Origin of the sequence: Pseudoalteromonas piscicida (assembly GCF_002208135.1) — a bacterium.
Classification (GTDB): domain Bacteria; phylum Pseudomonadota; class Gammaproteobacteria; order Enterobacterales; family Alteromonadaceae; genus Pseudoalteromonas; species Pseudoalteromonas piscicida_A.
Map to the genome: position 1 here is coordinate 2,154,360 of NZ_CP021646.1, position 13,118 is coordinate 2,167,477.

The following is a 13,118-nucleotide window of genomic DNA, read 5'->3' on the forward strand; positions in this document are numbered from 1 at the left end:
ATGCGGTTAAAACCCCTATTAAATTCAATCGTTTTAACATTTGCGCTCGCTGCATCAAGCAGCGCTATTGCACAAACAGAGCTGAAACTACCAGATTTAGGCACTTCAGCTCTCCAAGTACTGCCTATTGAAAAAGAGCAAGCGATCGGCGAAGTCATGATGATGCAGCTGCGCTCGCGCTCCCCTGTGGTTGGCGATCCAGTACTGGAAGAGTACTTAACTAGCCTGGGCAATCGCCTCGTCGCCAATGCTAATGACGTACGCTTTCCATTTACCTTTTTTTGGATAAATAACAAAGACATTAATGCCTTCGCTTTTTATGGGGGTCATGTTGGTGTACACACCGGACTCATTGCGCAATCCGATAACGAGAGTCAATTAGCGTCCGTTATTGGCCACGAAATTGCGCACGTTACCCAACGTCATTTAGCACGCCGCGTACAAAACGCAAAAGACAACAGCGCCTTGACCATCGCGGGCCTTATTACTGGCATTTTAGCAACCGTTGTCGCGCCAGACGCGGGTATCGCCATTTTATCCGCAAGCCAAACTCAATCATCATTGAATCAGCTCACGCATAGCCGAAAAGCAGAACAAGAAGCTGACCGTTTTGGTATGAATACTCTACATAAAGCGGGCTTTGACCCCTACGCGGCCAGTGATTTTTTAACTAAACTCTCAGATCAAATTCGCTTCAAAAATAAGCCTCCCGCATTTTTGCTTACGCACCCGTTGCCCGACAGCCGAGTATCGGACGTTAGGCTTAGAGCACAGCAATTCGAGAAAAAGCATTATCCCTCAAGTCTTTCCTACGCTTTAGCTAAAAGCCGTGTCCTTGCACGATACTATTATTCAGAAGATGCTGGAGAAGCGTTTTTTAGAAATTCTCTAAAACGCTCAGCAGAACTCGACAACAGCGCCCTACAATACGGATTAGCTATTACGTTACTGGATCAGAAAAAATACGAGGAAGCTGGCAAACTATTAGATGAGTTATTAGCAAAAGATCCGAATAACCTGTTCTATCTTGATGTGTATACCGATTATTTAATCGCGACAGAGCACTCTGACAAAGCCGTTGAGATGCTTCAAGCCCAGCATCAATTCAGGCCCAATAATCAGGTCATCACGCTGAATTATGCCAATGCCGCAATAAAAGCAAAACAGTATGAAGTTGCAGAGCAGTTACTAAAGATCTTTTTGCTTGAGAAACCGGATCATATCCTCGCTCGTGATTTGCTCACGCAAACCTACGAAGCGCAGGAAAACAAGGCGGCTTACCACGAGACAAAAGCGAGTGTCTATGCCCAGTATGGTGCGTTTAATAAGGCAGCCGATGAAGTACAACGCGCACTCAATCACGTAGAGGACAAAGAAGATATTAAGCGTACCAGATTAAAAGCGCTACTTAGCCAATATCGTAATATGCAAAAAGAAATCGCTAAGCTGTAACGCTTAGCGATTGCTCACAGCGATAGTAGAAACGTATTTAAGCCAATTTTCTTGCACATCGCTTTTCGTCATCTCTACATTAAGCTATGATCCCTTCACATTAAGAATTAGAGCAAAATAGAGCGAAATAATGTCAGTAGAAATCTATCACAACCCGCGCTGTTCAAAATCACGTGAAACCTTAGCTTTACTAGAGTCCAAAGGCGTTAACCCTACCGTTATTGAATACCTAAAGACGCCAATCGATAGTGACACTTTGGCTAATTTACTTTCAAAACTTGGATTTAGTTCTGCTCACCAGCTCGTCCGTAGCAAAGAAACGCTCTACAAAGAGCTTGGACTATCGATAGACACAGACGAAGCGAGATTGCGCACTGCCATGCTTGAAAACCCTAAGCTTATTGAGCGTCCTATCGTTGTCAAAGGTGACAAAGCAGCAATTGGTAGACCCCCAGAGTCAGTGCTCGATATCCTGTAATGAGTAAAATTCTTATTTTATACCACTCCAGTCATGGCTCCGTGGCGAATATGGCGCACGAATTTGCAGACACCATAGTGTCACAAGGCGGTGAAGCTTTCGTACGCGTATTTGAGAAGCGCCAAGACCATGATGTGGTCGTAACAAAGCAAGACTTAGTGGCGTGTGACGGACTGGCATTTGGTACCCCAACTCGGTTTGGCATGATGGCAGCCCAAGCGAAAGCGTTTTGGGAAACCACCAGCGACTTGTGGCTTAAAGGGGCACTCATCGATAAACCAGCCTGCGTTTTTTCGTCTTCAAGCAGTATGCACGGTGGCAATGAAGCAACCCTACTTAACCTTTCTTTACCGTTATTACACCACGGCATGATGTTGTTAGGTGTCCCCTATGATGTCCCTGAGCTTTTGGCGACAGAAATGGGCGGAACCCCATACGGTGCAACGCATGTTGCAGGCAGCCAAAACACTGCCTCACTCACTCAAACAGAAATCAAAATTTGTCGTGCAGCAGCGAGTCGACTGCTACGCATCGCGGAAAAGTTAACATGAATGAAATTGCAAAAAAACCTATAACTAGACGCTTTCAACTCTTTGCGCTAGTCGGGTATTTCGGCCTCCTGATATTGATGCCACTGTGGCTCTTTGTGCTTGCACCGAGAGAAGGTTACAGTCTAGGCTTTGTCTTTGTGGTGTACGTTTTACCTTTATTACTTCCACTTAAAGGTATTTTACAAGACAAGCCATACACTTATGCTTGGGCAAACTTTATCGTGATGTTTTATTTTATCCACGGTTTTACCCTTTTGTGGACATCTCCAGACGAGCTAGTGTTAGTCCTGCTTGAGATCGGCTTCGCCACATCCATGTTTATTGGTTGCACCTACTATGCAAGGCACAGAGGTCAAGAGTTAGGAATGAAAATCCGCAAGTTAAAAGAAGACCTCGCTGACGAAAAAGCAGCGCACGAACATAAAGAGTCATAGTCTCGCCAGCATTACCACATTAAAAAAGCGCAGTTTTCCTTGAAGTAACTGCGCTTTTTCGCATTCATGCCATGGTATTATTTGATACTACTGCAACGATAGTACGGCTATCAACACTAATACTGAAAACAATACCTGCACACCGATACTCAGCCAAGCTAACGCATTTACCCCAATGAGTGACCAAGGTGTTGAGCTACTCGGGTAGAGAGGGTTACTGCGTTTTCGTCTCGCGAAAACGAAAATTGCAATGGAAGCAGCCGTAGTGACCAGTGTTGCGATGGTTTTTTCATCAACTTCATCAGTAAAGAATAAAAACAACTGAAGTGGCAGCAAAATAGCTGCAAAGGCATAAAGAATATGGACGGTTTTTATTTTTTGATACTTTGCTTCGTTAGAAAGTTCAATAATACCGCGCTGCTCAAACGTTTGCTTAGAAGTAAGCGCCTGATTTTTCATAGCCACACGGTAAGGGGTATCACCATGAATATCTGCAAGCGTCGGGTCATCACCGTGTTCAAAAATCATTTCGATCATAGCAGCTGAATTCGACGCTGCGGCGTAGTGCATTAAGTTTCGGCCCGATTCGTCCAATTCATTTACTTTATGGTGCGGCAACATGGTTTCAACGGCACTCACAAAGCCATTTTCAACCGCCAGCATAATAGCTGAGCGCCCACTACCATCTCTTGCCGTCCCTTTCGCGCCCTGCGTTACCAGCGTAATAATCGCTGACTGCTTAACTTGTTGCTGAGTCAGTTGGAACAATAGCGCTTGCTCTAAAAGACCCGTCACCTCATCTTTATCACACATGGCACACAGCAGTTCAAAAGTCTGCTGTCCATCAAGCAAGCTATCTGTTGCTAGTTTAGCCGTGGCCGCTCGGTCAAGCAGACAAGTTTCAAGATGAGTCAATAGTGCCGCACGTGTTTCTTCTGAGCTATTGCACCACAGAGACACGATTTCTTTCGCGCTAAACTTAACCCCTTTGTCCAATAGCCAAATCAACGTTTTTTCATAATGTTTGTCACAGAGCAACTGTACAAACGATAAGCTTTGCTCTTGTACCTGAGCTTGAATGTTAGAGTACTGACCAAGACGCTGAATGAGTGTTTTTATTAGCTCATCCTGATCGGTATCATTTTCTTCAATGTGTTGAATTACGCTATTGACGTATTGACGCTGTTTGTCGTCATAGTCTTCAATATGTTGAAAGTAACAGGCTTCGAACGGCTCTAGCGGTCGTAACCAAGCAAGGTAAAACAAAGGAGGTAAAACAGTGGTCGTTACGCCCTGCTCATCTTTAATTTGTTGGCAATTCGGCCATGCCTCTATGGCATCTAGAATGTAAGCACCGTTTTGTTCGATTAACCCCTTTAACAGCATGGGATACTGGGCAGGCCAAATTAACACTTGTTCCATGAATGCGCTATTATCCTCAGAATGTAAATATATGCAGCATAATTATCGCGAAATGACTAGGTGGTGAATAATATCAACAGTCGCGCTAAAATGCTCACCTATTTCAGGACAAATTTAAAAAATATAGCGTTTTTGAGGGGGTAGAATGGGCAATCAATTAGAGACATGGCAGGTGATCTTGATCATTGTGGGCGTGTTAGGGGTGATCTGGAGCAATATCGCGTTGTTAAAGTATTCCGCCAAATTTGAAATGAAAAAGAAAATCGACGAACAGACAGCGCCTTTTGACAAAGATAAGTTAACGTCCAAGAACAACACACCTCAAAATAATCCAAAAAAGGATGAAGATTGAAGCATGTTGCAACGTTAGACGTGCAGCTCAATCATTCATCCACATTTGAAATTTAATCGCACATCATAAGGCTTACCGAGCGCACCATCGGCTATTCCTCCACCTATGGTCATTGCAGCCCCTGCATCATCGACACTATTTCGACCAAAAATCCACATCGCCATACTGGCAGCCTCAACGGCGTTAGCTACGCCTTTTTGCGTGATATAAGTACTCTCAGGCGTATCACTGTCATAAATGATATCTAGATTCACAACATACGCGACCATATCAGCTTGTTTGCAATAGTGCCTAGCCTGCTTTAATGCCTCTTTACTACCCGCATCACGGCTGTCGGAAAATAACATAATATTATGCACACCATCAGACGATGGACGCACATCGTCATGATGAGCACACCCAGATAACCAAACCGCTAAACCAACACTTAATAGAATTCTTTTCATCACACTCTCCTATTCATTAAGCGCAAGCTTAGTGGTTATTTCGGTTTAGTTCCGTTAGTCATTGTTTAAATTTGTAGTAAGCGACACGATTGACCAATCACTGCAGTCACTTAACTTCCACATCTATCCAAACCAAACGGTGATCGGAGCTGGCGTGACGACTTTCCACTAAACGGAATAATTCGTCCGCTTTATTGGGCCAGAAAACCCCGCTGTTAACTAATTGAAAGCCTAACTTGGATGGCAGAACATAATCTACACGTGCCCCCCAATGCGCGGTGTAGCTGCGACTCACACTTTCTTTACTATGCTCGCTTCCCCCTTTACTCTCAGGCGCAAAGTTCGAGAATACCTTAGGGTTATCTAGTAATTGTTCTATCACGCCGGGTCTATGTTTATCGCCTTTATCAGCAGCGTTTAAATCACCGACGATGATAAATCGAGCATCACTCTTAAGGCCGCCTTTAGCGCCATTGTCATCATAAATGTACTGACTGCGTTTAGGGTCGATATAATCGGCCATCAAGCGTATCTCATCGTGATTTCTGTTGCCGTTCCTATCCTCTTCACCATCAAACACAGGGGGCGTCGGGTGCATCGCCAACAGATGAAATAATTTACCGTTCACTTCAATTGGCAAATCCCAGTGAGATTTAGAGCTTAACCTCAAGTTTTGCCACTCTTGCTCACTATACCAAGGCTGTTTCGTCGTGGGATCTGTTGTCACCTTATGGTCTGGCATATCTTTCCAAAGAAATGTCTGTAGAGTTCGGGCCTGTTCCTTTTTAATCGGGTACTTTGACAGCACAACCATCCCATATTGCCCCTCATATAAACCAAATCCTTGTGCATCGCCCCCATAATTAGCGTGCTTACCATCATTATCCAAATCATAGGGTGTTGGTAATCCCGTATTGACTGGCGCGATGTAGAAATAAGGATACGATATAGGCTGCTGATCCGCTTGAGGTTGCGCTAGATAGTTATTTACAAATGCCAGTACACCTTTATTTGGTTCAGCGATGTAATCAAACTCATTGAGTAGAATCACATCTGGGCGAACACGCTGAATGATTTCTGCAATATTTTTGATTTGTTGGTGTTGACCATTCTGTAGCAATTTACTGAGCTTTTGAGAGTCCAGCGCTTGCCCTTTTTGCTGATAATTCGTTGCTTCCATACTGACATTAAATGTAGCAACCCGAAGCGTTTGCGCACTTACTACTGTTGTCATTAATAAAAAAAGTAGACCCACGTATTTCATAGACTTGCCTTAAAAAATTGTGATAAATCCCGCGATGACTATTTTATTCATAATCCTTTGAAAAACGGAAATTATCTCGACAGACTTCAGAGATTTTATGTTGGCAAGCTAGCAAAGAGCGGTTAAAGTTAAATGATTAACTGCTTTGTACTGCCAATGTGAAATTTGTGAGTATTTTAAAACGATTACACCTCATCACCACAAACCAAGACACCACATTCGAAGAAAAAGTGACGGCGCTACTTACGCTTGGACTCGATGTTTTTGAACTTGATATTGCAATCGTTAGTGAAATCCAAGCTGATGTATATACGGTTAGGCATGTGATCACCCCAAATAACTCCTTGTTGGCAGATACAGATTTTGAACTAGCAAACACCTATTGCTGGCACACTTTACAAGCAGACAGCGCACTGTCCTTTCATCACGCTGGTACCAGTGAAATTGCGACCCACCCTTGCTATGCAAACTTTGGCCTAGAGAGCTACATTGGTGCACCTATTATTGTTGATGGTAAGCGTTATGGTACGGTTAACTTTTCAGCATCTAGCGCCAAAGCGCAGGCGTTCAGCCAAGAACACTTAGATTACGTGAGTTTATTAGGGCAATGGATTGGCGTTGAGATTTCTCGACAAAAGGCGTTAAAGAAGATACAACATCGCTCACAAGCGTTAGCTGCGATGAGCCAACTTGCCGATATTGGCTCGTGGGAAGTCGATTTTAGAAAGAATAAAGTATATTGGAGTCAACAAACACGGCTCATTCATGGCGTTGATGATAACTTTACACCAACACTCCACAATGCCATCAGCTTTTACAAGCCCGGCATTCACCAAGGAAACATTAAACAAGCCATAGATGACGCCATTACCTCCAAAACCAAATGGGACATAGAGTCCATTATTATCGACGCCAATGGCAACGAAAAATGGGTTGCTTCCCACGGTCAGGGGGAATATGAGAACGGCGAATGCGTTCGAGTTTTTGGTGCCATTCAAGATATTGATGAACAAGTAAAAATGCGTATTGCATTAGAGGAAAAGCGCGAAGAAGCGGAACAACTTCTCAAGACCCGTAGTGAATTTATTGCCAAAATCAGTCATGAATTGAGAACCCCTTTAAATGGCTTGGTTGGTATGCTTCAAGCGTGCAGAAAAGAAACCGACATACAAGAAATCAAAAACAATTTGAGCGTCGCAGTTAACAGTGCGGATATGTTGATTACTCTAATAAACGACGTCTTAGACTTCAGCAAACTAAACAGTAATAACCTAAAGCTAGACAAGACCACGTTTGATCTTCATCAGTTAGTCGAACAAGTTGTAGGCTTATACAGTCCAGCCTGTCGCGAAAAAGGACTTTCAATCAACTTCCATATTAATAAACAAAGCACGTATTGGCTCCATTCAGATCCGACCCGAGTTAAGCAAATTATTGCAAACCTTGTTAGTAACGCCATCAAATTTACGCCAACGGGTAGTATCGATATTTATGCCGATGTGCTGGGGAGTGACACTTCACCGGTTCTGCAATTAAGTGTCTCAGACACAGGCATCGGTATTGCCAAGGCCAATCAAGTGCACCTTTTTCAACCATTTAGCCAAGGTGATGCCAGCATAAGCCGGCATTTTGGCGGCACAGGTCTTGGTCTTTCTATCGTGTTTGAGCTTTGTAATTTGTTGCAAGGCGAAGTACAGGTAGAGAGTGAATTAGGTAAAGGGAGTACCTTTATCGTTACCTTCCCAATAGAGTTTGTAGCAGAAACAGGCGACATGCAAAGTCAGGAGACTGAAGAGCAGTATATCTCCCTATCAGAATGTAAAATCTTGCTTGTCGATGATAATCAGATCAACGTGCTGGTGATGGAAAAGTTACTGAATCAATTTGGTGCAACTCACATTGACAAGGTCTATAACGGCGAGCAAGCCGTGAAATCATGCCAAGATAAAATCTTTGATATTGTATTTATGGATTGCGTCATGCCAATTATGGATGGCTTCGAAGCTACTCGAAGTATTCGTAGGCTTTCAAAAGATGACCATCCAGGACCGTATATTATTGCATTAACCGCCAATACCTCTGAGTCCGACAAGGCAGCCTGTTATGAAGCTGGCATGAATGACTTTCTTTCTAAGCCTATTCAGCTTGATGCACTGAAAGGCGCGCTTGAGCCATTCACGCAATAAAAAAGGAGCTTGACCTAGCTCCTTCTTCGTTATCACTCTGCCGCTTTTTCTTTTGTCGCTTTGGTTCCGTTACTGCTCTTCTTTGTTTGACCAGCGCGGTTAAAGATACCTAAGCGAATGCGAATAAAGTGTAAGATCTCTCTCGCAACATCAATGTCTACAGCCTGTTCAAGCCCCTCAAAACCAGGACTCGAGTTTGCTTCACAAATTTTAAAGTGCTCTTCATCGAATAATAAGTCGATGCCAGCGACATCTAGGTTCAGAATGTTAGCGGTTTGCGTTGCTAGCCATTCGATTTCAGGGGTGATCGGGTGTGGGCTACCTTTTGCACCTAAGCTGACGTTGGCTTTAAAGTTTTTACCGCCTGAGTTACGCTCCATACAAGCAACAGCACGGCCACCAATGGTCAATACACGTAAGTCTCGACCATGACTCGACTTCACAAAACGCTGCAAAATGATATTTGCTTTTGGATTTGTTGCTTCAATGAGTTGCATCAAATCATCAAATTCACCGCGTGACTTAGACAAAAATACGCCGCTGCCTTGGGAGCCTGATAGCGTTTTAATCACGACCGGGAAACCAATTTGCTTCTCTACCAGTTCAATATTTACCGGGAACTTGACCAACATGGTTTTTGGTGTTGGTAAGTTTTGCTCTGCTAGGATCTGCTGTGCATAGAGCTTATCTTTTACCGTTTCGATAGACTGTGAAGAGTTAAAACAATGTACGCCTAAACGCTCAAGGTGGCGGATAATTGCAAGCGTAAAGTAAGTCGTGCCTGCGCCCATACGCGGCAGTACAAAGTCAGGTAACGCAACCGGCTGACCGTCGATTAGAATACTTTCTTCATCTTCTCTGGTTACCAATAGATCAAATTGATCTGGTGAGTAAACTTGAAGATCAATACCTTCTTCCTTCGCCACCGCCATCAATCTATCTATTTCATAAATTTCAGGTTTTAACAAACTGGCAGAGTCTTTGTAAATGATCCAACCGCGCATACGAATTGCCCCTTGAGTAGCGGAATAAGAGGGTCGTTGTAGACACGAATCGTTAAGTGAAAACACCTAAGCGAGTGCACGTGCCACCGACCCCCAAACAAAGGCGCGATTATGTGGACTCACCTGAAAACAGTACAGCAAAAAAAATTTATCGACACAATCTAAAAAATTATTCACGATTTTCAAAGTAAGACTGCGTCCCGTGGGCTTCCAAAGCGCTTTCAATACGTTTCAATGCCAGTTTGTATACGGCATCTCGCATCTCAAGTCCTTCATCACTTCGCAGCCGCCATGCCGCTTCAAACGCATTCGATAGATATTGCGCCAATTTATCTTGCACAGTTTGCTCATCCCAAGACTCTCCTTGGCGATTTTGACACCACTCAAAATAGCTTACGATGACGCCGCCTGCATTCGCTAAAATATCTGGAACAACGATCACGCCTTGTTCATGTAAGATTTCGTCGGCATCCGCCTCAATGGGTCCATTGGCAATTTCGACAATATACTTTGCCGATACTGCTTTGGCGTTATCGCGGGTGATCGCGCCAGATAAGGCCGCGGGCACCAGAATGTCCACATCCAGAGCGAGCAGCTCTTCGTTACTCAGCACTTTATGCTCAACGCTTTCACATACTGAATCATTACAGTACACCGCTTTGAGCGCCTTGTTGCGTTGCTTTTCTTGATAAATGCTTTCGATATCTAAGCCATCTTTACAGTAAATCCCGCCTTTTGAATCGCTCACTGCGACGACTTTATAACCCGCCTGTTGCAACAGCCTTGCACAATGATAGCCACCGTTACCAAAGCCTTGAATCGCTATCGTTTGTTCAGCTTTATTCCAATTATTTTTTTCACTGAGCCGCTCTATCATTAAAAATGCACCGCGACCAGTGGCGGATTCTCGCCCTTCACTACCACCAAAAATTAGCGGTTTACCAGTGATCACCGCAGGGCTTTTTTTACGGACGATTTTCTCGTATTCGTCCATCATCCAGCCCATGATCCTGGCATTGGTATACACATCCGGTGCGGGGATATCTTGATCGGGTCCAATAAAGTCAGCATTAGCCCTGATGTATGCTCGAGCTAGACGCTCAAGCTCCATGGGACTCAGTGATTTAGGGTCAACGGTTACGGCACCTTTACCGCCGCCAAATGGCACGCCAACCGCTGCACATTTTAGCGTCATCCACAGGGCTAGAGCTTGTACCTCACTCATATCAGACTCTTGGTGAAAACGTATTCCGCCTTTTGTCGGGCCTAGCAAATCATTGTATTGACAACGATACGCCTTAAAATAATCAAGCTTGCCGTCGTCACGACGAATTGAGATATTGCTCGACAGCGTTCTTTGAGGCTGGGCTAACGCTTGATAGGTAGACTCGTTAATGCCTGTCTTTTCGACGATATGATTTAATCTTTTCAATGCGTCTTTTAGTAGATCCGTACTCATCCTTTCCTCGCTTATTTTTCATTCAACAAGTAATTGTATGAGTGCATGGCGCAAAAAGATCAAGTCAGCCTATCGGATTAATGATTATGCGATTTCCTCCAAAAAGTAGGAAGGTGCATCGTTTGGCGCTAATAAAAAGCATTGTTTCTTAGCTCTGGTTAATGCCACATAGAATAAACGCCGCTCTTCTGCGTCAGGAAATGCGCCTTGTGCTGGCAATAGCGCATCGACAAATGCTGGCGTTTTTACCTGTGACGGAAAGTTTCGATGCTGTAGACCAAATACTATCGAAAAGTCTGCTTCAGTGCCTTTGGCACCGTGAAAGGTATTAGACGAAATAATAAGCTGTGGATAGAGCTGCCGCCACTGCGCAATCTTCGATTTATCAGGTAGTGCCCTGTGATTTCTCGCCAGTAAGGCAACAGAAGTTTTTCCTTCGTTGCGCTGCTCTATAAGATTAAGCAGTTGTTGTGCCTGCGACAATTCGTCATTCACCACAACTTTCACCACACCCTGCCCTGCTACACCTGCGGTATGAGAAGTGATATGCTTGGTTATTTGCTCTGGATTGCGGCAAATAAACTCACTCGCCGTGTCTAAAATGGTTTGTGGATAGCGGAATGTTTTATCCAAGTATGTGGTCGTCGACTTACCAAAATACTTAGAAAACTCGGTAGTTAAGCGCATATCTCCACCACTAAAGCGATAAATAGCCTGCCAATCATCACCAACGGCGAACAATTGCGAGCCAGCTTTTTTATCTAGCAGCACCTGAATGAGCTTTGCCCGCACACGGGAGATGTCTTGAAATTCGTCGACCAAGATGAACTTCCACGGTGAAATAAACTGACCAGACTCTACGTAATAAATAGCCCGCTCCAGCATGTCATCGAAATCGATGCTAGATTCATTGCTTAAATACAGCTGATATTCCGCAAGAACTGGCATGATCACACTCATTTGATTGCTAAATTGCGTCAGCAGTTGCTCAACCTCACCCATTATTTGAGCATGCTTCATCAAAGGTAATACCTGGCTTATCAGGTCTATCGCCTGTGACGCTTGCTGTGTGCTCGAACTTTTCAGAAATAGCGCAAAGTCTCGCTCAAAGTGGCTTTCTTGTCGCAACGACTGCACGGTGTCTGCAATAAATTGTTTAAATAGTTTTTTATCCGTTGCTAGAGTTGAAATTGTCGGCTTTGCCCCTGTAACCGCTTCGATGATCTGCATGCCAAGCGAATGAAAGGTAGAGCAATTTAAGGTATCACAGAGAGGCTGACAGCGTTGACGCATCTCCGTCGCGGCATCATTACCATACGCAAGCAATAACAGCTCATTCGCCTGAGCTAATTTACGATGCAAAAGATACCCAACTTTGGCCTTGATAACGCTTGTCTTACCCGTGCCTGCGCCAGCAAGCAGTAATTGCCTGTCATCCTGGATCACACAAGCCTTACGCTGAGCTACTGTAAGGGGATTTGATTCAACGCTGTCAAAATAGTTAGCGTCTTCTGCCAAGTAGTGTTCGACAAAAGCAGACTGAAACTCAGCAATATCACGCTCATTCCAAACTGCAATTTCTCGTACTGTTGCTACTTGAGGCTTTAACGAACTTGGCACGATATTGTCATCTAGGTGCTGCCAGCTGGACCATAAGGTACTGCAAACATGACGTACTAGAGTTTGATTATGATGGCTGAGATATCGACGCGTTAATAACTGCTCGATTTTACGAATTTTGACTTGCAAGTGCTTTCCATGGTGTAAGATCCACAGTCGTTGCAATTGTTGCACTAACTCATCTGCACCTTGATTTTTAACACTTAACACATAGGTCTCGTGACCCTGTTTGATCAGGACTTTCTGAGCAAGCCAACCACGCTGAGGTGCTGGCGGAACTGTCATCGCGCTAAAAGGGATGAAACTGTCAGCAGATTTCGACTTAAGGTGAAGGCCTTCTTTCGTACATTTGGCGCCACGTACCCCATAAAACAGCCGACTAAAGAGATGTAATGCTATCAATTGGTCAATCAGACAAAGTAATTCCGTTGCTGCCATGCTAGCACGAAA

12 protein-coding genes are annotated in these 13,118 nt (G+C 44.1%); 6 read left to right on the plus strand and 6 right to left on the minus strand.

Annotated features, from left to right (window positions below; genetic code table 11):
- The 4 genes from B1L02_RS10115 to B1L02_RS10130 all read left to right on the plus strand — a co-directional run bounded on the left by B1L02_RS10115 (position 1) and on the right by B1L02_RS10130 (position 2,915).
- Positions 1–1,452: a M48 family metalloprotease gene (locus B1L02_RS10115; RefSeq protein WP_088530918.1), complete on the plus strand. Its 1,452-nt coding sequence runs from the start codon at positions 1–3 to the stop codon at positions 1,450–1,452.
- Positions 1,453–1,582: 130 nt separating this feature from the next.
- Entirely contained in the window at positions 1,583–1,930 is a 348-nt protein-coding gene (gene arsC, locus B1L02_RS10120; protein ID WP_088530919.1) for an arsenate reductase (glutaredoxin), read from the plus strand.
- Entirely contained in the window at positions 1,930–2,481 is a 552-nt protein-coding gene (gene wrbA / locus B1L02_RS10125; protein ID WP_088530920.1) for an NAD(P)H:quinone oxidoreductase, read from the plus strand. The genes arsC and wrbA overlap by 1 nt, the downstream gene beginning before the upstream one ends.
- The gene (locus B1L02_RS10130) at positions 2,478–2,915 is read left to right on the plus strand and encodes a DUF2069 domain-containing protein (RefSeq protein ID WP_088530921.1); all 438 of its coding nucleotides are present in this window, start codon (positions 2,478–2,480) and stop codon (positions 2,913–2,915) included. The genes wrbA and B1L02_RS10130 overlap by 4 nt, the downstream gene beginning before the upstream one ends.
- Before the next feature lie 87 nt (positions 2,916–3,002).
- On the opposite strand, the gene B1L02_RS10135 is transcribed toward B1L02_RS10130, so the two are convergent.
- Positions 3,003–4,337 carry an ankyrin repeat domain-containing protein gene (locus tag B1L02_RS10135; protein ID WP_088530922.1) on the minus strand — a complete coding sequence of 445 codons (1,335 nt, stop codon included), beginning with the start codon at positions 4,335–4,337 and terminating at the stop codon, positions 3,003–3,005.
- A 145-nt stretch (positions 4,338–4,482) separates the two neighbouring features.
- Between B1L02_RS10135 and B1L02_RS10140 the strand changes: the two genes are divergently transcribed.
- Positions 4,483–4,689 carry a DUF2897 family protein gene (locus B1L02_RS10140; RefSeq protein WP_088530923.1) on the plus strand — a complete coding sequence of 69 codons (207 nt, stop codon included), beginning with the start codon at positions 4,483–4,485 and terminating at the stop codon, positions 4,687–4,689.
- A 35-nt stretch (positions 4,690–4,724) separates the two neighbouring features.
- Here B1L02_RS10140 and B1L02_RS10145 read toward each other — a convergent pair whose 3' ends face one another.
- Both B1L02_RS10145 and B1L02_RS10150 read right to left on the minus strand, forming a co-directional pair.
- Positions 4,725–5,135 (minus strand): hypothetical protein, encoded by a 411-nt coding sequence (locus B1L02_RS10145; RefSeq protein ID WP_088530924.1) that lies wholly within the window; start codon positions 5,133–5,135, stop codon positions 4,725–4,727.
- A gap of 106 nt (positions 5,136–5,241) precedes the next feature.
- Positions 5,242–6,399 carry an endonuclease/exonuclease/phosphatase family protein gene (locus tag B1L02_RS10150; RefSeq protein WP_088530925.1) on the minus strand — a complete coding sequence of 386 codons (1,158 nt, stop codon included), beginning with the start codon at positions 6,397–6,399 and terminating at the stop codon, positions 5,242–5,244.
- A 167-nt stretch (positions 6,400–6,566) separates the two neighbouring features.
- On the opposite strand from B1L02_RS10150, the gene B1L02_RS10155 reads away from it, so the two are divergent.
- On the plus strand, positions 6,567–8,585 hold the full coding sequence (locus tag B1L02_RS10155) for an ATP-binding protein (RefSeq protein WP_088530926.1): 2,019 nt from the start codon (positions 6,567–6,569) through the stop codon (positions 8,583–8,585).
- Between the two features lie 32 nt (positions 8,586–8,617).
- Here B1L02_RS10155 and B1L02_RS10160 read toward each other — a convergent pair whose 3' ends face one another.
- The 3 genes from B1L02_RS10160 to B1L02_RS10170 all read right to left on the minus strand — a co-directional run bounded on the left by B1L02_RS10160 (position 8,618) and on the right by B1L02_RS10170 (position 13,106).
- Positions 8,618–9,589: an ATP-grasp domain-containing protein gene (locus tag B1L02_RS10160; protein ID WP_088530927.1), complete on the minus strand. Its 972-nt coding sequence runs from the start codon at positions 9,587–9,589 to the stop codon at positions 8,618–8,620.
- Positions 9,590–9,758: 169 nt separating this feature from the next.
- Positions 9,759–11,048, minus strand: a complete 1,290-nt coding sequence (locus B1L02_RS10165; protein ID WP_088530928.1) for a Glu/Leu/Phe/Val family dehydrogenase — start codon at positions 11,046–11,048, stop codon at positions 9,759–9,761.
- An 84-nt stretch (positions 11,049–11,132) separates the two neighbouring features.
- Entirely contained in the window at positions 11,133–13,106 is a 1,974-nt protein-coding gene (locus tag B1L02_RS10170) for a UvrD-helicase domain-containing protein (protein ID WP_088530929.1), read from the minus strand.
- Positions 13,107–13,118 lie beyond the last annotated feature (12 nt).